This is a genomic window from Bacillus sp. 1A (assembly GCF_052682215.1).
On sequence record NZ_JBQYLZ010000001.1, the window covers coordinates 5,354,930 to 5,377,958 of the forward strand.

Consider the following 23,029-nt stretch of genomic DNA (forward strand, 5'->3'; position numbering starts at 1 on the left):
TGTAGCCCCTCTATTCGTCTTGATTTACATCTGACATATAGTTCTCCACAAATATCTTTCTATACTTGTCATAGTTGGTCATATTCACATCAATATGATAGTGAATGCACCACGCATCGCGCTGTACAGGAACCCCAACTGTATAGCCAGCTTTTCTAAATTCAAATGACTGAGATACATCATAATAGTCAAACCCATCAAACAAGTCTTCTCGCCACGGAATATCGTATTGCGTTGCCATCAATAAACCGTCGATACATTCCACAGGCATAAATGTTTTTGACTCATGGTACGGCTGTTCTTGAGTTGCCATATAAAATAAATCGTTCATATAACCAATTACTTTCCCAACAACTCCTCTGCCTTCATTCCATATCCCGTTTGGAGGAACATATTGGGCTCCAATCATTCCAATCATTCCAAGATGTTCATGTTCGTTAAATAATTGAAGTAATCCATATAAAAATGCCACATTCATAATGAAAACATCTTGGTGTATATATACTTTATATTTCGCTGGATGCGAAAGCGCTTGATTATATCCGCTCGTCATACTTTTCGCATTCCGAATTGGCATAAATTGTACAATATATCCTGGAGGCACTCCCAATCTCAATATATGCCGCACGCACTGTGCATACATTTTCCGATCATTTATACACGTAACAAATAATATTGTTTTTTCAGCAGCACTCATAACTGCGATTTTTCTGCTTCAATAATATACTGAAATACGACCGTCTCAGCCATGAAGCCACTTCCAAGACGATATTTCTTACAAATTCCATATAACTCCTCAATTAACGGTTCATACATTTTATGATCAATATATACACGATCTACTTTACTAATCGAATATCCTGCTTTTAAAAACATTCGGAGCATTTCATTAAATGTAAAGAAACGAATATGTGTTTTATCTAATAAACCATATTCTGTATACGTCCAATTTCCAGCAAGTAAAGGCGCTAATACTGAAATGTGAGCAACGTTTGGTATACTTGCTAAAATCACACCATTTTCTTTTATATACGGCTTTACTTTTTCTATTGCAGCCCACGGATCAAATAAATGCTCTAATACATCCCCAAATATGACGCAATCAAATTGCTCCTTCTCATATGGCATATCCATTGTTTCTATATCGCCTAAAACAACATGATCTAGTTTTTCTTTTGCTTTTTCTGCTGCCTCTGGGAATGCCTCGATTCCTGATACACGTGTTCCATTTTCTTTAATAACCGCTCCCAATGCACCACTCGAGCAACCAATATCAAGAACTTCTTTCCATTCCTTTTTTATATGCTTTAATAAATTCGGATTCACTGCATTATAATAATGCACAGACTTTTCTTCATATAAAGAATTTTTTTGGGAATTCATTTCACACACTCCTTATGCAAATTGAATTTGAAATATAAACTTCATATGAAGTCTATAAATGTAACCATTACACCGATACTTTACTATATAGCCAATCTATTAGAGTTAGAATCGTGATAAGCCATTTCTAAAAAAAACAACCTATAACGATTTATATTGTTTATCAAAAACACCCCGAAAATATTTGCGGTTATATTCAATTGCAGCATTATTTGGAACATAAGCAGCTGCTAATTCGTTGTAATAATAAGCTTTGTCTTGCTCTCCTAACTTGCTATAACAAATACACATTTGTAAATAGGGAAGCCATGTGTAGCTCGCTGGACTGTGAAAAGGACTCTCTGTTGCCATTGGTACTTCTGTTGCAAGTTTAAACCAAAAAATTGCTTCATTATATTTTTGTTGTTCCATATATATATATCCTATTCTTGTACAATTCTCTCCTCTAGGGACATCATACCGAAACGACTTCACGCAAGATTCAACTGCCTTCTCCCACATTCCAAGCTTTGCATAGCAATCTCCTAACTTGCCACATGCATAAATTTTCTCTTCATACCATCCTTCGTCTTGATTAAGGAATGTTTCATATAGAATAACTGCATCATCATATTTTTGGTTATCCATAGATTCATTCGCGTAATAAAATAAATCTCTCGGACTCAATTCTTCTCCAGCTGCTACAGCATTTTGAAAAATTTTCAAATTACGATTTGTTACCTTTTTTTCTTTTTTATGTGTAATAGCAACATTACTACTAAAAGTTTCACCAGAAATAGCTAAATACTCATGAACCTTTCCAAACCATTGAAATTGTTTTTCACGCTTTACAAGTCGATTTCTTTTTGTACAATATAAAGGTTTCCCGTTAGAATCCATTGCAAGATGATAAGGCATCGAAACAGCATCAATTTTAGGATCTAATTCTCTTTTTAAGAGTTTCAATGCTTCTTGAGCATCTTCTAATAATACGTCATCTGCATCTAGCCACAATATATACTCTTGCGTTGCTTTTGAAAAAGAAAAATTTCTTGCTGCCGCAAAATCATTAATCCATGGAAAGTCATATATGTTAGAGGTATATTGAGCTACAATTTCTTTCGTTCGATCAATGGAACCTGTATCAACTATAATAATTTCATCAACGATTTTTTCTACTGCGTCTAAACATCGACCAATTGTATCTTCCTCATCTCGAACAATCATACATAAACTAATTGTAATTCCTTGCTTGTTCAACATAATCACCCTCTTCCAAATCAATCATATGTTATACATACAATAAACTTTCCACTTTTTTAACTTGCACAAGCAGTTTAAGATTTCTTTTCAATAATTCAAATGTCCGTGTCATTTTCTTCCGGTTTTGCATCTACTATATAATGAACGCTTTATGGAGGTGAATTTATGTCAAATAATAATTATTCAGATGGATTAAATCCCGATGAATCTTTATCAGCTAGTGCATTTGACCCTAATCTTGTAGGACCAACATTACCACCAATACCACCGTTTACCCTTCCAACCGGGCCGACTGGACCGACTGGACCGACTGGACCGACTGGGCCGACTGGGCCAACTGTACCAACTGGACCTTCTGGACCGACTGGACCGACTGGACCTACTGGGCCGACTGGACCGACTGGGCCGACTGGACCGACTGGACCGACTGGGCCGACTGGGCTAACTGGACCGACTGGACCGACTGGGCCGACTGGGCCGACTGGACCGACTGGGCCGACTGGACCGACTGGGCCGACTGGACCGACTGGGCTAACTGGTGCTACTGGTGCTACCGGACCTACTGGACCTACTGGTGCTACTGGTGCTACTGGACCAACTGGGCCAACTGGAGACACTGGTGCTACTGGGCCAACTGGTGCTACCGGACTGACTGGACCGACTGGGCCAACTGGGCCATCCGGACTAGGACTTCCAGCAGGACTATATGCATTTAACTCCGGTGGGATTTCTTTAGATCTAGGAATTAATGATCCAGTACCATTTAATACTGTTGGATCTCAGTTTGGTACAGCAATTTCTCAATTAGATGCTGATACTTTCGTAATTAGTGAAACTGGATTCTATAAAATTACTGTTATCGCTAATACTGCAACAGTCAGTGTATTAGGGGGTCTTACAATCCAAGTGAATGGAGTACCTGTACCAGGTACTGGATCAAGTTTAATCTCACTTGGAGCACCTATCGTTATTCAAGCAATTACGCAAATTACGACAACTCCATCATTAGTTGAAGTAATTGTTACAGGGCTTGGGCTATCATTAGCTCTTGGTACGAGTGCATCTATTATTATTGAAAAAGTTGCTTAATTTTTTACTTAGCAGTAAAACTGATATCAGTTTTACTGCTTTTTCATTTGTAAATTCAATCATTAAATCTTCCTTTTCTACATAGTCATAATGTTGTATGACATTCCGCAGGAGGCACTTATATGGAAAATAAATCGGCTGTCCAGCTTTATCTTGAGTTACTAAAGAAAACAATTTTATTTGAAATATGGTTAGAATACGAACCATACTTACCTGCTTCGTTACATATATCTAAAGAACTATCATATGAACCAGTTACGGTTCCACTTCCTTTATTTCTTAAGCAGTACGTAGAAAATCACAATTTAAAAATCGTTAATCCTAACGTTTCAAACAATGAGCGTCAAGGTGGCAAGGATTGGCCAAGAGCTGCACACAGTATGGTTGGTCGAAAACGTATGAATCAATTACAAGAGGCGATGGAAACTGTAGTCAGGGAAAATATAGAAGGTGATTTTATTGAAACTGGTGTATGGCGCGGAGGATCATGCATTTTTATGAATGGTTTTTTACAAGCAAACAACATTAAGGATCGTACTGTGTGGGTTGCCGATTCGTTTGAAGGTCTGCCCGCACCTAACTTAGAACAATATCCGAAAGATTACGGTGATTATTTGCACACATTCGATTACTTACGAGTTTCTTTAGAAACCGTGCAAGAAAACTTTAGAAAATATGATTTATTAAATGATCAGGTGAAATTTTTAAAGGGTTGGTTTAAAGATACATTGCCTTCCGCACCGATAGAAAAAATTGCAATCGCTCGCCTTGATGGTGATATGTATGAATCAACGATGGATAGTCTTGTAAACTTATACGATAAAGTTTCAACAGGTGGCTATATTATTATTGATGATTACGGATTGGTAACATGCGCAGAGGCTGTAACAGATTTCAGAAATGAAAGAAACTTAAACGCTCCTATTACTAAAATTGATGATTTCGGTATTTATTGGCGAAAAGAATAGAATATGATTTTATTTTTTGAGGGGTTCTATTACACTACTTATTCATAAGAACTAATTGTGTAAAGTTCCCCTCACTATAAATGATTAACTTATATATACAATAGAAATCCCCTACTTTACTACAAGGACGGAGTGAATGTATGAACGAAAACGAGAAAAAAATCACATTAATTCCACCCCCAGAACTCGTTCAATATGTAGGTGGTAATTTTGAAGAAGTTGGAAAAGAGTTTATGCATTATTTTATTGAAATTGGCAATTTAAAATCAAATGAAACAGTGTTAGATGTAGGCTGTGGCATTGGCCGAATGGCGGTTCCATTAATGAATTATTTAAGCGATGAAGGTACTTATTATGGATTTGACTTATTCAATGCGGGCATTACATGGTGCAAAAATAACATTTCAACACGCTGTAACAATTTCCATTTTGAACATGTCGATATATATAACCAATTCTACAATCCCGATGGAAAAGAAGATGCTTCCCAATACAAGTTTCCATATGAAGATGAATCATTCGATTTTATTTTTTTAACGTCTGTATTTACTCATCTCCTTCCGAAAGAATTAGAACATTACGTATGCGAGATTGCACGAGTTCTGAAAAAAGATGGGAGATGTTTTATTACTTTCTTTTTAATTAACCCTGAATCATCCTATTACTTAAATGCAGGACTAAGTACGTTAGGTTTTTATCATCAAATTGACAATTGTTATGTTCTAAATAAAGATATCCCTAATTTCGCAGTTGCCTATCCTGAGGAAGATATTCGTACCCTATTAAATAAATATGGACTAGAAATACAGTCCCCCCCTCATTATGGTTCATGGTGTAGCAGAACTGAACACACAAGTTATCAAGATATTATTCTTACACAAAAAACTTCTGAAAGGTAGTTGTATATGAATAATATAAAAAATCCGCCTCTCGTTTCCATTCTTATTCCCACCTATAATCGACCACATTATTTTAAAATTGCTTTAGAAAGTGCATTAGCGCAAACGTATTCAAATATTGAAATTATTGTAGGGGACGATAGTACAAATAATGAAACAGAAAAATTAATATACAGACATTATTTACATAAGCATAAACATATAACGTACATTCGAAATGCCTCTACTCTAGGACAATTTCATAACGCCCTTATGCTCTTAGAACAGTCAAATGGAGAGTACATAAATTTCTTAATGGACGATGATACATTTTATAATAATAAAATCGAAAAAATGATGTTTTATTTCCAACAAGACCTCAATAAAAATCTCGCACTTATCACATCCTATCGCACTTGGATTGATGATAATGGAGATATAATTGAACAACATCCCTCCATGAAAAAATTATATGATGAAGATACTCTACTAAATGGGAAAGATTTTGGAAACCGTATGCTTATGGCAGGACAAAATATTATCGGTGAGCCTACAATCGTACTCTTTAGAAAAAGCCTATTAACGGAACCTTTCGGCACTTTAAATGGCAGAAAATATGGTTGTAGCGTTGATATGGCCTCTTGGATCAGTTTACTTTCAAAAGGTGATGCGATGTATATAACTGAGCCCTTAAGTTCATTCCGTCTTCATACTGGACAGCAAGTACGTCACAAATTCCTTGAGGGCTGTGAAGATTTTTCTCAGCTCGTTTTAACCTCGAAAAAGTATGGTTTCTTACAAGACGCCAAATATTATAAAAAAGGTTTGATAAGAGCTTACGGATGGTATAAAAATGCGACCAAATTTTACGATCTATTTCCAAACCTCATTCCAGATAAAAATACACATGCACGACTTTCTTATTGTTTAAATATCATTACAAAAGAGCTCCGTGCAATATAGTCCATCACAAGGGAGGAGCTATTCCTTCCTCGTGATGTATGACTTCCCACAAATAGTGGAATAAATGTATGCATAGTCTGCTTGTATATTATTTTTACCATGACATGATCCATATACTTACTAGGCGATAGAAAGGAATACATACATTGAAAGATCCAAATTCTCAATATCAAATAGACTACGTATTACTATTCATCTTATTTGCCATTGGGACTGTTAGTTGCTTTGCAATTGCAAGTGCACAAGCCTCTTTACCACCATTTTTGCAAAATGTAAATTTTGTATTAAAGCAAATCCAATGGTACTTCATTGGATTTATAGCCATCGGTTTTATTATGATTATCGATTTCGATCGTTATCAAAAAATTGCTTGGTATTTATATAGCTTTGCATTGGTACTACTAATTGGACTAGAACTTCAAGTACCAAGTGCCGTTACAATAAAAGGTGCGACCGCTTGGTACAGGCTTCCAGGCATCGGAAATTTCCAGCCTTCTGAAATTATGAAATTGTTTTTAATTATCGTCACCGGACGAATTATAGCAAATCACAATGAGAAACATTTTTTCCGAACAATACACGGCGATTTTTTATTACTCGGAAAAATATGTGCAACAAGTTTGCCACCCCTACTACTTATTGCAAAGGAACCTGATTTAGGAAACACAATGGTAATTTCCGCTATGCTCGCAGCAATGATACTAGTTTCTGGTATACGTTGGCGTTTTATTTTCGGATTAGTTTCTGGTATTTTTGTAGCTGGCGTTACATTAACGTATATTTTTTTTACTCATACAAAATTCTTTAAAGCACACATTTTACAAGAATATCAACTAAATCGCTTCTACGGCTGGTTAGCGCCATACAAATATGATGCGCAAGGCTATCAATTAAGACAAGCTTTCTTAGCTACTGGATCAGGGGAAATGCAAGGAAAAGGTTGGGAAAATGGACAAGTATACTTTCCAGAACCACATACAGATTTTATTTTCACCAATGTCGCTGAGCAATTCGGCTTTTTAGGCGCAAGTGTCATTATTTCACTTTTTTTTCTACTTATTTTCCGCATGATTCATATCGCTTTAGAAAGTAATGACCCTTTCGGTAGTTACATCTGTGCTGGTACAATCGGAATGTTTACCTTTCAAGTATTTCAAAATATCGGGATGACCATCGGATTACTACCTATTACAGGAATTACATTACCCCTTATGAGCTACGGAGGAAGTTCTTTACTCACATACATGATAGCGATTGGATTCGTTTTAAACGTTCGCTCAAGAACGAAAATCTTTATGTTTAAATGACGAGCAAAAACAGTATATTTTTATCTCTATCCTTTTTTAGATATACTAATGAAAAATATGGTGGAGGTTTAAATATGAAATTTGACATTATAGGGGATATTCATGGATGCTTTCAAGAGTTTCAAGATTTAACGACGAAACTCGGATACAACTGGAATAGTGACCTGCCGTTTCACCCTGACCAACGTAGGCTTGCTTTTGTTGGTGATATTACAGATCGCGGCCCTCATTCATTACGTATGATTGAAATTGTATGGGAACTTGTCATAAATAAAAAAGTAGCTTATTACGCTCCGGGAAATCACTGTAATAAACTATACCGTTTTTTCCTCGGGCGTAATGTGACAATCGCTCATGGACTCGAAACAACTGTTGCCGAATATGAAGCACTGCCTTCTCATAAACAAAACATTATAAAAGAAAAATTCATCACACTTTATGAGCAATCCCCTTTATATCACGTACTCGATGAGAAAAGGTTAATTGTATGTCACGCTGGAATTCGGCAAGATTACATAGGAAGACAAGATAAAAAAGTACAAACCTTTGTATTATATGGCGATATTACAGGAGAAAAACATGCTGACGGCTCTCCTGTCCGTCGCGACTGGGCACAAGAATATAAAGGAAAAGCTTGGATTGTATATGGACATACGCCCGTTAAAGAACCTCGCTTCGTAAATCATACAGTCAATATTGACACTGGCGCTGTATTTGGTGGCAAACTAACCGGACTACGTTATCCTGAGATGGAGACCGTTTCCGTCCCTTCCTCCCTGTCTTTTGTCCCTGAGAAATTTCGCCCAATTTCATAACGACCCTTATTTAGATATCATTCACAAATTACGAGGATTATCGTATCATTTAGGCGGCTCTCCTATAAAAACTAGGTAAAGTAATTAAAAAAAGATGCAATAAAGTGCATCTTTTTTTAATTACACGGCATATACTGTCGCAGGAGGTGACAGAATGAAGAAAAAATCTTCTAAACAAAAAAGAAAATGCCCGCCTTTTTATCTACCCATGTACGGAATTAACAACTGGTGCAGCATTCGAGCTGCAGCTTTAGAAGAACCGGACGGACAAGGGGCTTCCCCCAAAAACAAAGCTAAACCAAAATATGTCTCTTTGCAAAATGCTGTAATGAGCCGCATAATCGATAATAGAAAAACAAAGATGCAGCAAAAAAATAAACCTCTCTCTACTCACACTGAACAGGTTGTGCCTTCTGAGCAAACAGAGAAAAATACAGAAGAAGACATCCCTGTAGCAATAAATAAAAAAGCAGAATCAGAAATTCCAGCTGCTATTATAAATCAAGTGAAAAAAATAAGAGAAGCATTAGCACCATCCAATGATATACAAACAGAAAAAACGATCATAATTCAAACTCCTACACCTGAAAATACAAAAGTAAAAAAAGGGGGACGATATGCACATGCAGAGGGGCTTCACTCTAATGCAGAGGGTACAGCTTCACATGCAGAAGGACTTCTTACACACGCAAAAGCTTCTTTCTCTCATGCGGAAGGATCAAAAACGAAAGCAACTGGACATAGTTCCCATAGTGAAGGAAGTGAAACGACAGCAGGTGGCTCTTATTCTCATGCGGAAGGTAAACATACAATCGCTTTAGGCGAAGCAGCACATGCAGAAGGAACCGCGACTATCGCTAACGGATTCTCTTCTCATGCGGAAGGTAATCATACATCAACAGCTCATTTTGCAGGTAGCCATATTATGGGGCGCTTCGGCACAGCAGAAGAATCTTATTCTTGGTTTATTGCAAACGGCACAAATGAAACCGATCATAATATCGGTGCAAAGTGGCTTGCTCATAATGGGGAAATGTATATTGATGGCGCTTCTTACAATGCAAGTGGAACTGATTTTGCACAAATGTTTGAAACAACAGACAATCATTTTATTGATGTAGGTTATTTCGTTACATTTAGTAGCGAAGAAAAAATTCGGATCGCTACTTCAAACGATTCATTCATTTTAGGAATATCTAGTGCAACCCCCGCCCTTATAGGAAATAGCGGTGCTTTAAGTTGGCAAAAACGCTATAAAACAGATAACTTTGGAAAACGCCAATATGTACGTACGGAATCGCAAGACATACAACCTCTTTTAAATACAGAATGGGATCCAACTTGCAAATATATAGCAAGAAAAGATCGTACCGAGTGGCTTCCTGTCGGATTAATTGGACAAATGTTAGTACGCGATGACGGCACTTGCGAAACGCATGGATATTGTCGTCCAAATAACGATGGCATTGCTACAAAATCCGAAAGTGGCTTTTTCATTATAAAGCGCACGGGTGAAAATCAAATTTTAATATTATTCCGCTAAGAAAAAAGGGAACAAAATTCTTCGTTACATAAGAATTTTGTTCCCTTTTTAAGTATGCCTTAATACCTCTTCCATATCGCTTGGAATCGTTGTAGTGAAAGACATTTCCTTCTCTAAAATAGGATGATAAAACGTCAAAGATGTACTATGAAGTGCTTGACGTTTTATCACATCTCTTCTTCCTCCATATAAATCATCACCAAGTAACGGATGGCCTATATGAGCCATATGTACACGAATTTGATGCGTTCTTCCGGTCTCAAGCTCAAGTGATACATGCGTCTTATGATTGGCGCTATCCATCACTCTAAAATGAGTAACTGCTCTTTGCCCATTTTCACAAACGGTTCGCTCAATAATGCTATCCGATTTTCGTCCAATCGGTGCATCAATCGTTCCTTCTCGTTCTATCATCTCACCGTGAACAATTGCTTCATATGTTCTTTTCACAGCTTTTTGTTGATGCTGTTTCGATAAAAGATGATGCACGAAACGATTTTTTGCAATAAGCATAAGCCCTGAAGTATCACGATCTAATCTTGTTACGATATGCACCGTACTTGCAAGATGCTGCTTATCATAATGAGATAAGAGCGCATTCGCAACACTACCTGCCGGATGTTCTCTAGACGGAATCGTTGACATGTTCGCCTCTTTGTTTATGACAAGAACCGCATCATCTTCATATACAATACATAAAGGGATATCTTCTTTAATCATCCCTTCACTTCTTTCTTCCACTGGAAAAAAGACACGTAATTCTTCACCAGCTTGCAACTGATGACGAACACTGGCATGTTGATTATTTACTTCAATAGCTCCGCCGCGAAATTTTATATCCGTTAAGGCGGCTTTAGAAATCCCTTTTGTTTTTAAAAATTCTCTAACTAAAGTTCCCTCTTCAGCCGATTCTATATCCCATTTCAATGTAAATCTGTTCAAATATATAAACCCTTTCTATTTATCTGCAACAAACGAGTCACGAACTCGTTTCCAGAACGGGAACGGACGGAAACGAACAAATCGTACTTTCTCGTTTGCAACGCGATACTGGATTGATTTCACATCTTGATGAACCATCGTTAAATGGTCCACCGTAATTTGTAAGTTCATTCCTGCAGCCGGCTTCAACACACATGTATGATGCTTCGGCAATACGAGTGGCGAGCCTACAGTACGAAACACACGGTTATTAATAGATGCCATTTCTGCAATTTGAATCGCTTCAATAGAAGGGTGAATAATAGCTCCGCCAAGCGCCTTATTATACGCAGTACTTCCCGAAGGAGTAGAAATACAAAGGCCATCCCCGCGGAACGTTTCAAAGTACTCTCCGCGTATTTCCACTTCTGTTACTAATGTACCTTCCGCACTTTTAACAGTTGCTTCATTCATCGCCAAATACTGTGACTCTTTACTCCCATTCACATAGCGAATAATCACTTCTAAAAGCGGATATTCCACCACTTGGAATGGTGTTTTAGCAATTGCAATTACTAATTTCTCTACTTCTGTCGGTAACCAATCTGCGTAGAAACCTAAATGCCCTGTATGTACACCAACAAATGCTGTTTCATCCAATCGATTATAATAACGATGAAATGCATATAAAAGCGTTCCATCTCCCCCAACAGAAATTACAATATCGGGTTCCTTTTCATCCATTATAAATCCAAAATCTAGCAAGTATTCTTTCATCGTGCTTGCCAGTGTATCTGATGATTGATCTCCCTTTGACATAATTGTAAATTTCATCGCCCAACACCCTTTAGTTTATGATTCGGAATCTTTCGTTTCTTGTTTTCTTGAAAAAGCTTTCTGCGCTTCTTGAATCTCAAGACGAATAGAAGACATTTCTTCATCTAATAAAAACGCCGCTTCCGCTGCGCGTTGCAAGCGTATTTTAATATCTTCAGGAAAACGTCCACTATATTTATAATTTAAAGAATGCTCAATTGTTGCCCAAAAATTCATTGCTAACGTGCGTATTTGGATTTCTACCAATACTTTTTTTTCTCCCTGAATCGTTTGAACCGGGTAACTAATGACAACGTGATAAGAGCGATAGCCGCTATCTTTCTTTTGCGTGACATAATCACGTTCTTCCACGATTTCAAAGTCATTTCGTTTTCGAAGAAATTCTACAACAGGCTTAATCTCATCAACAAATTGACACATCATTCGAAGACCCGCGATGTCTTGCATATCTTCTCTCAGCCGATTTAGCGGTACATTTCTCTTCTCCGCTTTATCAATAATACTAGCAACCGACTTTACCCTTCCTGTTACAAACTCAATTGGAGAATGCTCTGTTAACATTGCAAATTGAGTACGCATTCCTTTTAGTTTCACTTTCAGCTCTGCCACCGCTTGATGGTAAGGTGCTAAAAATTCTTCCCAATTTCGATTCATTTCAACCACCACCAAAATCAATCCATTTGCTTATAGAAATACTTTTTCTACAGCAGTTACTAGTTCTTCTCCGTAATTTGCATTACCTTCAATATTTTCAACTAAATATTCTACTTCTTCTTTTAAATTTTCTAATTCCATTTCAACGTCGTTCACACGAACGAACATTACTATATCGTTATTCATCGCTTCATGCATTGCTTCCCAGCATGTGTGCGGAATACTTACATAAATGAAAGATGATTCGTTTTCTAAAATATATAAAAATGATAAATTGTCTGAGTCTACAAGTACGTGATTACGCGCACTTAACTCCTTTACCTCTATTTCATTATTTTCCGCACAAAAAATAAGCGCATTCTCTCTCTTTTCTACGCTCTTAACTTGAATTTTATTTTGCATGCTCTTACTCCTCCATCTCAACTTCCTGTCTTACTTAACAGTATTATTGTATCATAACATGGACGCAAACAAATAAAACATTGAACCAAATTTATGAAAAAGCGATAATGTGTAAAGAATTATTTTTTAAAAGGAGCGCGCATACAATGACACAAGAAATTGAAATTGAATTTAAAAATATTGTTACAGAAAAAGAATTCGATACATTATGTAAATCATTCTCTATTGAGGTATTTACGAAACAGGTGAATCACTACTTTGAAACACCGGGCTTCTCGTTAAAAGAAGCTGGCTCTGCACTTCGTATTCGTCATAAAGGAGAAACTTATACATTAACATTGAAACAACCTGCAGAAGTCGGCTTGTTAGAAACGCATCAAATCGTAACAGAAGACGAAGCAAGAATGATGATGAAAACAAACGTAATCATTCCAGGGGCTGTAATGGATCAACTACACAAATTACAAATTCCTGTTTCCACTTTAACTTATATGGGTAGTTTAACAACTGAAAGAGCCGAAACACTATTTGAAGGCGGAACGCTTGTCTTTGATCATAGTTTCTATTACAATCACGATGATTATGAAATTGAATTTGAAGTGCAAGATGAAGAAACAGGAAAAGCTGCATTTATTCATTTATTAAAACAGCACGACATACCAATCCGTCATACAAATAATAAAGTAAAACGCTTTTTCCTTGCCAAACAAAACAAAGCACGCTAAAGTGAAAATTCCACTAGTGAATACGTTCTACTAGTGGATATATCTCACTTTTTAAAAGGAAAAGATTCTTTTACATTTGAAAAATAAGCAAAGAACGTTATGAAGGCTGTTTATTTGCCCTCTAGAACATTCCATTGCTACAATAGATATACATTTCATGGAAAAAGGAGTTTATAAAGGATGAGCAAGCAACCGATGACACCATTTGAAGCAATTGGCGGTGAACAATGCATTGCAATATTAGTAGACACGTTTTATTCCTATGTCAGTAAACACCCTGACCTATCTCCCATCTTCCCGGATGATTTAACAGAAACCGCTAGGAAGCAGAAACAATTTTTAACGCAATATTTAGGTGGTCCTAATTTGTACACTGAAGAACATGGTCATCCTATGTTAAGAGCACGCCATCTTCCGTTTGAGATTACTCCAAAACGAGCAGAGGCTTGGCTATCATGTATGGAGCAAGCAATGGATGACACAGGAGTGCACGGTCATATAAGAGAGTTCGTTTTTGAACGTTTAGCGTTAACTGCTCAGCATATGGTTAATACTCCAAACGAAACAGGTGAAGTGTAATGGATAAGCAGGAAGCAACGCATATAAATATGCCATCTCCTTCCGCATGTGAGCATAAGTCTGTAGAAGCATATTTATTTATTGATCCACTTTGTAAAGATTGCTGGGAACTTGAGCCCTTTATTATTAAACTATGGCTTGAATACGGGAAATACTTCTCTATTCGTCATATCGTAACAGGAAAAGTGGATGGAACGAACGCTTCCTCACACAAATGGAATAAACCTGCTAATATTCGATTTGTGTGGGAAAAGACAACAAGTTTACAAGGTTTTTCATGTGATGGAAAGGTACATATGCAAGAAGCATCGTCAACCCCATATTTAGTTTCGATGGCAATTAAGGCAGCGGAGTTACAGGGCCGAAAAGCAGGTTCGAAGTTTTTGCGAAAACTCCAAGAATACATTTTCCTTGAAAATGTATCAAACCCTGACTGCGAATTATTACTTGCATGTGCAAGAGATAGCGATATTGATGTAGAAGAATTTAAAAAAGACCTACATTCCGCTAGCGCAAAAAAAGCTTTCCAATGTGACTTAAAATTTACAAATGAGATGCATATTACAGAAATACCTTCTCTCGTATTCTTTCATGCGAATTCAGATGAAGAAGGTATTAAAATCGCTGGAACTTATTCCTACGACGTATACGTACAATTATTGAAAGAACTTGTAAAATGTGAAATCGAGCCAGAACCATTACCACCTTTAGAAGTGTTACTAGAAGCAACGCAATTTATATCTTCAAAAGAAGTAGCATTTATATATGACTGCTCGCAGCAAGAGATCGAGCGTGAACTGAAAAAATTACAACTGAAACGAAAAGTACAAATGATTGACGTAAAATGTGAACGTTATTGGAAATGGATAGCAAAAGAAAAAGACCTGGTGTAAAACACCAGGTCTTTTTCTTTACGGCTTATAAAAATATTAAAGGGGATGGGAGAAATTTTCACGTTCAAACAAAGGGGTATATGTTTGTATGTGAATTCGTTCACGCTTATTATATTACAAGATTCGACGTCAGATGACAACCCCTTTTGTCGAATTTCACACTTTTGTCACATTCTAAACGTTTTCATTTCTGAATAAGCTATAAAAAAGCTATTTTGGAGGTGTTCCGTATGAAAAAAACGTATATTTTACTTATCTTACTAGCTGTCATCGTTTCTTTTTTCTTGTACATCCTCTCTCTACTACAAGCTTTTCCTAAAATTATTGCCTTCCCTCTTTTATTTGGAGTCATTGTCATCGCTCTCTCTTATTTCAACCATAAAAAACGATTTAAAGGTTTTTAACTACAAAAATCACCTGTAAAACTGCCTTCTAATTTAGAAAAAAGAAAGAAATTCACCTTATTTTTTCGACAAATATCGACAAAAATATTTAAAACAAAAAAAGACGAGGTAAATTCCTCGTCTTTACAATTACTTCTCTTCAAATAATAATGCTTCTAATTCATTTAATTTCTCTTCAAATACTTGTAGCGCTTCTTTTACCGGTTCTGGAGATGCCATATCTACTCCAGCTTTTTTCAGCACTTCAATTGGATAATCTGAGCTCCCTGCTTTTAAGAACTCATTAATGTAACGTTCTACTGCTGGTTGCCCCTCTTCTAAAATTTGTTTAGACAAAGCCGTTGCTGCACTAAATCCTGTTGCGTATTGGTATACGTAATAGTTGTAGTAGAAGTGCGGAATACGAGACCACTCTAAACCAATTTCTTCATCGATTACTAAAGCATCACCGAAATATTTCTTATTTAAATCATAGTAGATCTCCGTTAACATGTCTGGCGTAACCGCATGTCCTTCTTGTACTTTCTTATGAATAATATGCTCAAACTCTGCGAACATCGTTTGACGGAATACAGTACCACGGAATCCTTCTAAATAATGATTTAATAAGTATAGACGCTCTTTCTTATCTTCTGTCGTTTTTAATAAATAATCGTTTAGAAGTGCTTCATTACAAGTTGATGCTACTTCCGCAACGAAGATTGAATAATCACCGTATACGTGCGGCTGCGTCTTTCTTGTATAGTAGCTATGCACGGAATGACCGAACTCATGAGCAAGTGTAAATAAATTATTTACATTATCATGCCAGTTCATTAAAATATACGGATTTGTTCCATATGCACCAGATGAATATGCTCCGCTTCGCTTTCCTTTATTCTCATACACATCTACCCAGCGATTTTCATATGCTTCTTTTAAAATGTCAACATACTCATCACCAAGTACGTTTAAAGACTTTAATAACATGTCTTGTGCTTCTTCATACTTCACGTTCATTTTCACTTCTGGTACAAGTGGTGTATATAAATCATACATATGAAGCTCATCAAGTCCTAGTGCACGCTTACGAATATCAATGTAACGATGTAGCAAGTGTAAATTATCATTTACAGATTCAACAAGTTGATCATACACCGCTTCAGGAATATTATTATTACTTAATGCCGCTTGACGTGCAGAATCGTATTTACGAACACGCGCATTGAAATTATTACGTTTCACAGCTCCGCTTAACGTGCTTGCAAATGTGTTCTTATATTTCCCGTACGTTTCATATACAGCTTTGAATGCATCTTCGCGCACACGACGATTATCACTTTCTAAAAACTGAATGTAACGACCATGTGTAATTTCCACTTCTTCTCCATCCTCACCTTTAATAGATGGGAATTTCAAATCCGCATTATTCAACATACCAAATGTATTACTTGACGCACTCATTACTTCAGATGCTTCTGCTAATAGAGCCTCTTCCGCTTCAGATAATACGTGCGGGCGTTGACGCGTAATTTCTTCTAATGCATGTTCATATACACTTAAGTCTCTATTTTCTGTCAAGAATGTTTGCAGTGTATCTTCTGCAATCGATAAAATTTCAGGCACAATATATGCTGTGCTACTAGATACTTGTGAATATAAATTTGTTGCGCGGTCATTTAACGCTTGATACACAGAGTTTGTTGTATCTTGATCGTAACGCATATGTGCATATGTATATAGCTTACCTAATCGCATTGAAATTTCGTCTTCATATTGCAATGCCTCAAGCAAATTGTCCGCAGAGTCACCAAGTTTCCCTTTAAATTCAGTTAACTTCGGTAATAGCCCTTTAATAGCTTGGAATTCTTTTTCCCATTCTGCATCTGTTTGGAAAATATCTTCTAATCGCCATGTGTTTGATTCTTCAATCTCACTGCGATTTGGTAATGTTTTTGTTGTGTTTTGTTCAGACATCCTTTAAGCCCTCCTTTAAATATCTCTACTTACATACAATTCGATTTTTCTTATGTAATTCCTTCACGATCAGTCTTTATTATATCCCCTTTTCCTTCTCTCATGTTGTACTTTGCCTCAAATAAAGATAAGGCATACGTTAAGCAAATTTCATCATATTTTATAACTTCCTCCTCTGTTTTTAACATAACTACTTCTCTTTTTTTCCGGTACTTATAAGTCCCTACTTTCTGCAATACACCTGCATAACATAAAAATGTCATATATTCAGCAACTGCTACTTTCCATATATGCCGTGAAAAGTACGGGAGCATGCGCCTTTTCGTATACGTTTTCACATAACTACATACATATTGAAGAGAAATACAATCCCCTACCGTAAGCTCACCTATACACTTTATATATAGAAAAGCTTGCCATATAAATGGATTTGTTTGAAAAGCAAATGAGGACGGGAGTGGCACACCGATTTCAGAAGGAAAATTTGCTGGGGTACATTTACATTGATATAAAAGGCGTAATAGTGACTTATGATTGTAATTCCAAATCGGCAGAGCATTTTGCCGAAAATAGCTCTTTCGCTTTTTCCATTCCTCACCTAATGTTTCTTTTCGGAAAGAGACGGGAGAAAAGAGCATTTCAAAAGTAGTCGTTTCAGTTGGTAAATAGATAATATGTGAGAAAGAGACGCTTGTAGAAAATGAAGTGAGAAACGCGCATTTCATAAATGATTTTTGTTTCGAACAGAAGAAAATAAGAAATGGCTGAGGATAAGATTGTAAGGAGAAAGCCATAAGTGAGGAGAATTTCATCCAATATGCTGATTGCCTCTTCAATTGATTTCCACCAATGATCCAAATGACCTGTATACCAGCTCGCCAATACGAATAGGTTCGTTTGTACAGCTGCTCTATAGAGAGATTGGCGCATTGGTATTCAATCGCAATTGTTCTCCCTGCTCTTTCTATGAAAATATCTGGTCGTTGCTGAATTTCTGGAAGATAGTGCTCTATATACACAGGAAAGTTTTGACGTTTGAACCACCTATATAACAATTCTTTACCGTGCATATGATACATAGATTCTGCTTCATAAAAGGCAAGACACGCGTCCATTTTCTTATGAGCAAAATGCCAACTTTTTTGTTTCCCTAATTTCATTTGCACTTCCTTCCCGCAAGCTATGCAAAAGAAGCTTTCCATTTTACGCATACGATGTAAAAGCTCTTCATCATGATGATAGAGTAGATGAATTTTTTCTCCGTTTTCTCTTTTGGCGATAAACATCGGAATCACACCCTTTCAGCTCCTTATATTCTACAATTTATTACAAATTCCTTTTAAAAAAGAGATGTCCCAATTTCGGACATCTCTTTTTATAATAAAGGTGATAATAATCGATACGTCGATTCAACAATTCGTCTATGAAGACGCCTTTTATGAAAACGATCGACATGAATTTCACTTGATTCTTCTATATCCTCTTTATAATCTTGAACAAGTTTTCGAATGCTGTCTGTATCATATAAAAAGGCATTTACTTCAAAGTTCAAATGAAAACTTCTCATATCCATATTAGCAGTCCCAATTGAAGCTAAATCAGAATCGACAATGACAACTTTACTATGGAGAAAACCTTTTTCGTATTCATATATCTTTACCCCTGCATCTAAAAGCTCTGGGAAGTACGATCTCGATGCGTAAAAGACGGTGCGTTTATCAGGCTTACTCGGCATTAACAAACGGACATCAATACCAGCAAGTGCCGCTACCTTTAATGCGGATAAAATATCATCATCCGGAATGAAATACGGCGTCGCAATCCAAATGGATTTCCGCGCAGAAGAAATCATAGCAAAATATAAATGTTTAATTGTTTCCCATTTATTATCTGGTCCACCTGCAACGAGCTGTACGCCTCCCCAATGATCACCCTCAACTGCTTTCGCTTGTAAATATTCAGGGGCCAGCACAGCCTCACCAGTCATATAAAACCAATCTTGAAGGAAAATAAGTTGCAAGCTTTGAACAGCTTCACCACGCAAATATAAATGCGTGTCTCGCCAAAAACCGAAATATTTATCCTTCCCTAAATATTCATCACCAATATTTAATCCACCGACAAATCCTTCATTTCCATCAATAATAACGATTTTCCGGTGGTTTCGATAATTAATCTTATCGTTTAAAATCGGAAAGCGCACAGGGAAAAACGGAATCATTTCTACTCCTGCATCATTCAATTCTTCAATATATGAATTCGATAATCTAAAACTTCCAACCGCATCATATAAAAAACGAACGACAACACCTTCTTTTGATTTCTGTATTAAAATATCTTTAATTTCTGTTCCAAGCTTATCATCACGCACAATGTAATATTCCATATGAATGTGGTGTTTCGCTCGTTTTAATCCATCTAAAATGGCCTGAAACGTTTCATCTCCATTTGTTAATGTTCTCGTTTCAGTTTGAAATGAAATATTTAAAGCGCCTAAGCGGTCCGCTAAACGAAATAACAGCTCTTGGTGCTTATGATTGCGCAAAATCCGTTCTTCGTAATCTTCATGCCCTTTATATTGTAAAAATGCTTGTTCATCGAGCAACGCCTTCTTTTGGAACATTCTCTTCCTCCGAAAGTTCTGTCCAAATAATAAATAAGCGAAGAATCCAAATACCGGAAAAATACCTAACACAATGAGCCATGTAAGTGTTTTAGACGGATGACGGTTCTCTAAGAAAATAACGCAGCCAATTAAAAATGCAGATACCGTAAATAAAATACTAATAATACCTAAAATCGAAACATCTTTTATACCAATTACATCCGAATAAAATGCTACATCAATAAACATACGTAACGAAACAAATAACGCGAACAATAGTAAAACAAAGAAAATCAACTTTAACGTATTTTTCATCTCTTACCTCCTTACTAAGAAAGCTTTCCTATTCTTCATATAAAAAGCCGATTTCATACTACAGAAATCGGCCTACGTTTTAGCAGGAAAATTATTGCGAATTGTTTCAAGCGCATGCTCTTTCACAATTTGTTTCCCATACTCACTTACACGATGAATTGTTAAAGTTGATTCTTCTCCGTATTCTAAAACAATACTTAAAATACGATCAATTTCTTCTTCATCATGTAGCACTTCATCGAATTCCACATATACATAATAGCGGTTCTCAAATGAATACAGCTCATCTTTTATATCTTCAAAGATAAGACGGTGGCTTAATGAAATGACATCTTCAAAATCATTAAATTTAATTAAAAATCCAAACGTACCATCTTCGTTAAAGTTTGTTCCTGCTTGTTCCTCTACCTCTTCCACTAATTCTTGCTGGAATAATGATTCAATGCCTTCATCTAGAGGAATGTCTATAATTTTATCTACACCTATTGGTAGTTCTAGCTTTTGTCCATCCTTTGAAAGCTCTGCTTTCGTTACAAGTACTTCAATCCCTTTATCGACTGCTTGCACTTGAATCCATAACGGTCCATCAATAAAGAAATCATCATGATCACGAGCTTCGTCCATCATCTCCCAAAAGAGCTCTTCACTTCGTTCGCGGTCATACCAAATTTCTTCACGATTAAACCCTCTATCCTCTATATCAATGTACGTAATAAAAAATTTCATCGTATGGTCATTAATTCTTTCAATATCCAAAATACAACTCTCCCTTCCTGCTTAGAATTGTTATGAAGGGATTCCCCACTCATATGACAAATCAATAGATTCTTGTACTCTCATTTTATGATAAGATTCTCCAGAATGGAAATAAAATCGATTTATTTTACAAAAATAGTTATATGCCTATCTTTATTCGACCATCTACACAAATATATCATTATAGCGATTTCTCACTCATAAAAAATTTGGACATACATTTCCACCCTCCCCCGTACACTGTAATAAAGTGAAACTTTTATTAGAGAAGGTGATTTAGTCTCTCTCTTCACCGCATACATATAGTTCGCTTATTAAAACATCATAAATGGAGGCAGACGAATGGACTTAGAGTTTTTAACATCTGTACTAATGATTGTCGGTATCGATGTTGTATTAGGTGGTGACAACGCAATCGTCATCGCACTAGCTAGCCGAAATTTACCTGAATCGAAACGAAATAAAGCCATTTTGATTGGTACTCTTTTAGCAATCGTACTAAGAATTGTCCTTACTATACTAGCTGTCTATTTACTCGACATTCCATTTCTGCAACTTATCGGAGGCGTTTTACTTACACTAATTGCAGTAAATTTACTAACTGATAATAGCAACGATCTTTCTGCTATTCAGGGGAAAACAACTTTATTTCAAGCTGTGCGTACAATTGTATTCGCGGATCTCGTTATGGGGTTTGACAACGTTATTGCCATTGCAGGTGCAGCTCACGGAAGATTTTTACTCGTAATAATCGGCTTACTCATTTCTATCCCGATTATTATTTGGGGCAGCAAACTTATTTTAATACTTATGGAACGCTTTCCATTCCTCATTTATTGCGGAGCAGCGATTCTCGCCTATACAGCAGGAAAAATGGTTACACATGAAGACAGGCTTGCAACGTTCTTTCATAATAATCCAAATTTCACCACAAGCATGCCTTTCTTATTCATTTTCACTGTTCTATGCATCGGTATTATCGTGCAACAAGTTCGATTACGAAATGTGAAACATTAAAAAAAACCTTCTACTATATAATAGGTAGAAGGTTTTCATATTATTATAATTAATTTACAAGACGCTGTGCTTCACGTAATTGAAACGTTCTTACTGTACGTGGTAAGAAACGGCGGATTTCGTCTTCATTGTAACCTACTTGAAGGCGCTTCTCGTCAATCATAATTGGACGACGTAAAATCCCTGGATAGTCACGAATCATCTTATATAAATCTTGAAGTGGTAAAGACTCTAAGTTTACATTTAATTCTTGGAAAACTTTCGAACGAGTAGAAATAATCTCATCCGTTCCGCTTTCTGTCATACGTAAAATCTCTTTAATTTCCTCAATCGTTAATGGATCTGAGAAAATATTACGTTCTGTATAAGGAATATGATTTTCCTCTAGCCATAATTTCGCCTTTCTACAAGACGTACAGCTTGGAGAACTATATAATGTTACCATACAAAGCTCACTCTCCTTAAAGAGTACAAATTCTGTACTAATTACAGTTTAAATTTCTAAATTCAGCAATTTTTTACGATACCTTGTCTTATAACAAAGTGCAAAAAATCTCATTTCATGTAAGCAACAACTTTGAGCAAACAACAATTACTTTTAATAAGTAACTTCTATAATCATTATACAATAGATTTTGCAAGAAATATACAGTAAATTTCCTTCTAATTGAGAAAACTCTTCCGTGTATTCTACTGCTATGTAACATGATCAAACTCACTTCAGCTGTAATTTAACAATAACCTTCAACCCTCTTAATACTGGCTTGTCATAGATTT

At 36.3% G+C, this 23,029-nt stretch carries 24 protein-coding genes; 12 read left to right on the forward strand and 12 right to left on the reverse strand.

Annotated features, from left to right (window positions below; genetic code table 11):
• Positions 1-10: 10 nt before the first annotated feature.
• From ACUN0F_RS27445 to ACUN0F_RS27455, 3 genes are all read right to left on the reverse strand, one after another.
• A complete protein-coding gene (locus ACUN0F_RS27445; protein WP_001271201.1) occupies positions 11-697 on the reverse strand; it encodes a glycosyltransferase family protein in 687 nt (228 codons plus the stop codon).
• Positions 694-1,383 carry a class I SAM-dependent methyltransferase gene (locus tag ACUN0F_RS27450; RefSeq protein ID WP_445540479.1) on the reverse strand — a complete coding sequence of 230 codons (690 nt, stop codon included), beginning with the start codon at positions 1,381-1,383 and terminating at the stop codon, positions 694-696. Before ACUN0F_RS27450 ends, ACUN0F_RS27445 begins: the two co-directional genes overlap by 4 nt.
• Positions 1,384-1,524: 141 nt before the next feature.
• Positions 1,525-2,625 (reverse strand): glycosyltransferase, encoded by a 1,101-nt coding sequence (locus ACUN0F_RS27455; RefSeq protein WP_137052871.1) that lies wholly within the window; start codon positions 2,623-2,625, stop codon positions 1,525-1,527.
• A gap of 165 nt (positions 2,626-2,790) precedes the next feature.
• Here ACUN0F_RS27455 and ACUN0F_RS27460 point away from each other — a divergent pair, with 165 nt between their 5' ends.
• The 7 genes from ACUN0F_RS27460 (at position 2,791) to ACUN0F_RS27490 (ending at position 10,188) form a co-directional block, all read left to right on the forward strand.
• The gene (locus ACUN0F_RS27460; protein ID WP_445540480.1) at positions 2,791-3,714 is read left to right on the forward strand and encodes a BclA C-terminal domain-containing protein; all 924 of its coding nucleotides are present in this window, start codon (positions 2,791-2,793) and stop codon (positions 3,712-3,714) included.
• A gap of 122 nt (positions 3,715-3,836) precedes the next feature.
• Positions 3,837-4,682 (forward strand): TylF/MycF family methyltransferase, encoded by an 846-nt coding sequence (locus ACUN0F_RS27465; RefSeq protein WP_445540481.1) that lies wholly within the window; start codon positions 3,837-3,839, stop codon positions 4,680-4,682.
• A 140-nt stretch (positions 4,683-4,822) separates the two neighbouring features.
• The gene (locus ACUN0F_RS27470; protein WP_445540482.1) at positions 4,823-5,581 is read left to right on the forward strand and encodes a class I SAM-dependent methyltransferase; all 759 of its coding nucleotides are present in this window, start codon (positions 4,823-4,825) and stop codon (positions 5,579-5,581) included.
• A 6-nt stretch (positions 5,582-5,587) separates the two neighbouring features.
• Entirely contained in the window at positions 5,588-6,523 is a 936-nt protein-coding gene (locus ACUN0F_RS27475) for a glycosyltransferase family 2 protein (protein ID WP_087984740.1), read from the forward strand.
• A 146-nt stretch (positions 6,524-6,669) separates the two neighbouring features.
• Positions 6,670-7,830, forward strand: a complete 1,161-nt coding sequence (locus ACUN0F_RS27480; RefSeq protein ID WP_445540483.1) for an FtsW/RodA/SpoVE family cell cycle protein — start codon at positions 6,670-6,672, stop codon at positions 7,828-7,830.
• Between the two features lie 74 nt (positions 7,831-7,904).
• Positions 7,905-8,645: a bis(5'-nucleosyl)-tetraphosphatase PrpE gene (gene prpE, locus ACUN0F_RS27485; RefSeq protein ID WP_000667006.1), complete on the forward strand. Its 741-nt coding sequence runs from the start codon at positions 7,905-7,907 to the stop codon at positions 8,643-8,645.
• A 154-nt stretch (positions 8,646-8,799) separates the two neighbouring features.
• The gene (locus ACUN0F_RS27490) at positions 8,800-10,188 is read left to right on the forward strand and encodes a peptidase G2 autoproteolytic cleavage domain-containing protein (RefSeq protein WP_445540484.1); all 1,389 of its coding nucleotides are present in this window, start codon (positions 8,800-8,802) and stop codon (positions 10,186-10,188) included.
• Positions 10,189-10,236: 48 nt separating this feature from the next.
• Here the strand turns inward: ACUN0F_RS27490 and ACUN0F_RS27495 are convergent, their stop codons facing one another.
• Genes ACUN0F_RS27495 through ACUN0F_RS27510 form a run of 4 tightly spaced genes read right to left on the reverse strand, consistent with a single transcriptional unit; the run spans position 10,237 to position 13,002 of the window.
• On the reverse strand, positions 10,237-11,130 hold the full coding sequence (locus ACUN0F_RS27495; RefSeq protein ID WP_001079117.1) for an RluA family pseudouridine synthase: 894 nt from the start codon (positions 11,128-11,130) through the stop codon (positions 10,237-10,239).
• Between the two features lie 15 nt (positions 11,131-11,145).
• Complete coding sequence (locus ACUN0F_RS27500; RefSeq protein ID WP_000673190.1) at positions 11,146-11,943, reverse strand: NAD kinase; 798 nt, start codon at positions 11,941-11,943, stop codon at positions 11,146-11,148.
• Between the two features lie 18 nt (positions 11,944-11,961).
• Positions 11,962-12,600: a GTP pyrophosphokinase gene (locus ACUN0F_RS27505; RefSeq protein ID WP_193671286.1), complete on the reverse strand. Its 639-nt coding sequence runs from the start codon at positions 12,598-12,600 to the stop codon at positions 11,962-11,964.
• Positions 12,601-12,630: 30 nt separating this feature from the next.
• The gene (locus ACUN0F_RS27510) at positions 12,631-13,002 is read right to left on the reverse strand and encodes a UPF0738 family protein (protein WP_001179996.1); all 372 of its coding nucleotides are present in this window, start codon (positions 13,000-13,002) and stop codon (positions 12,631-12,633) included.
• A gap of 146 nt (positions 13,003-13,148) precedes the next feature.
• Here ACUN0F_RS27510 and ACUN0F_RS27515 point away from each other — a divergent pair, with 146 nt between their 5' ends.
• From ACUN0F_RS27515 to ACUN0F_RS27530, 4 genes are all read left to right on the forward strand, one after another.
• Complete coding sequence (locus tag ACUN0F_RS27515; protein ID WP_445540485.1) at positions 13,149-13,727, forward strand: CYTH domain-containing protein; 579 nt, start codon at positions 13,149-13,151, stop codon at positions 13,725-13,727.
• A gap of 180 nt (positions 13,728-13,907) precedes the next feature.
• A complete protein-coding gene (locus tag ACUN0F_RS27520; RefSeq protein ID WP_000043382.1) occupies positions 13,908-14,306 on the forward strand; it encodes a globin domain-containing protein in 399 nt (132 codons plus the stop codon).
• Entirely contained in the window at positions 14,306-15,199 is an 894-nt protein-coding gene (locus tag ACUN0F_RS27525) for a ClpXP adapter SpxH family protein (protein ID WP_327973782.1), read from the forward strand. The genes ACUN0F_RS27520 and ACUN0F_RS27525 overlap by 1 nt, the downstream gene beginning before the upstream one ends.
• Before the next feature lie 230 nt (positions 15,200-15,429).
• Complete coding sequence (locus tag ACUN0F_RS27530; RefSeq protein ID WP_046957017.1) at positions 15,430-15,603, forward strand: hypothetical protein; 174 nt, start codon at positions 15,430-15,432, stop codon at positions 15,601-15,603.
• A gap of 129 nt (positions 15,604-15,732) precedes the next feature.
• On the opposite strand, the gene pepF is transcribed toward ACUN0F_RS27530, so the two are convergent.
• The 4 genes from pepF to mecA form a co-directional block, all read right to left on the reverse strand.
• On the reverse strand, positions 15,733-17,559 hold the full coding sequence (pepF, locus tag ACUN0F_RS27535; protein WP_264462661.1) for an oligoendopeptidase F: 1,827 nt from the start codon (positions 17,557-17,559) through the stop codon (positions 15,733-15,735).
• 50 nt (positions 17,560-17,609) lie between these two features.
• Positions 17,610-18,854 (reverse strand): competence protein CoiA, encoded by a 1,245-nt coding sequence (locus ACUN0F_RS27540; RefSeq protein WP_061672192.1) that lies wholly within the window; start codon positions 18,852-18,854, stop codon positions 17,610-17,612.
• A gap of 80 nt (positions 18,855-18,934) precedes the next feature.
• Positions 18,935-20,479 carry a cardiolipin synthase gene (locus ACUN0F_RS27545; protein WP_000799209.1) on the reverse strand — a complete coding sequence of 515 codons (1,545 nt, stop codon included), beginning with the start codon at positions 20,477-20,479 and terminating at the stop codon, positions 18,935-18,937.
• Between the two features lie 72 nt (positions 20,480-20,551).
• Positions 20,552-21,235: an adaptor protein MecA gene (gene mecA, locus ACUN0F_RS27550; RefSeq protein ID WP_000350711.1), complete on the reverse strand. Its 684-nt coding sequence runs from the start codon at positions 21,233-21,235 to the stop codon at positions 20,552-20,554.
• A 342-nt stretch (positions 21,236-21,577) separates the two neighbouring features.
• On the opposite strand from mecA, the gene ACUN0F_RS27555 reads away from it, so the two are divergent.
• The gene (locus tag ACUN0F_RS27555; RefSeq protein ID WP_000362613.1) at positions 21,578-22,252 is read left to right on the forward strand and encodes a TerC family protein; all 675 of its coding nucleotides are present in this window, start codon (positions 21,578-21,580) and stop codon (positions 22,250-22,252) included.
• A gap of 49 nt (positions 22,253-22,301) precedes the next feature.
• On the opposite strand, the gene spx is transcribed toward ACUN0F_RS27555, so the two are convergent.
• Entirely contained in the window at positions 22,302-22,697 is a 396-nt protein-coding gene (gene spx / locus ACUN0F_RS27560; protein WP_000258267.1) for a transcriptional regulator Spx, read from the reverse strand.
• Positions 22,698-23,029: the final 332 nt, after the last annotated feature.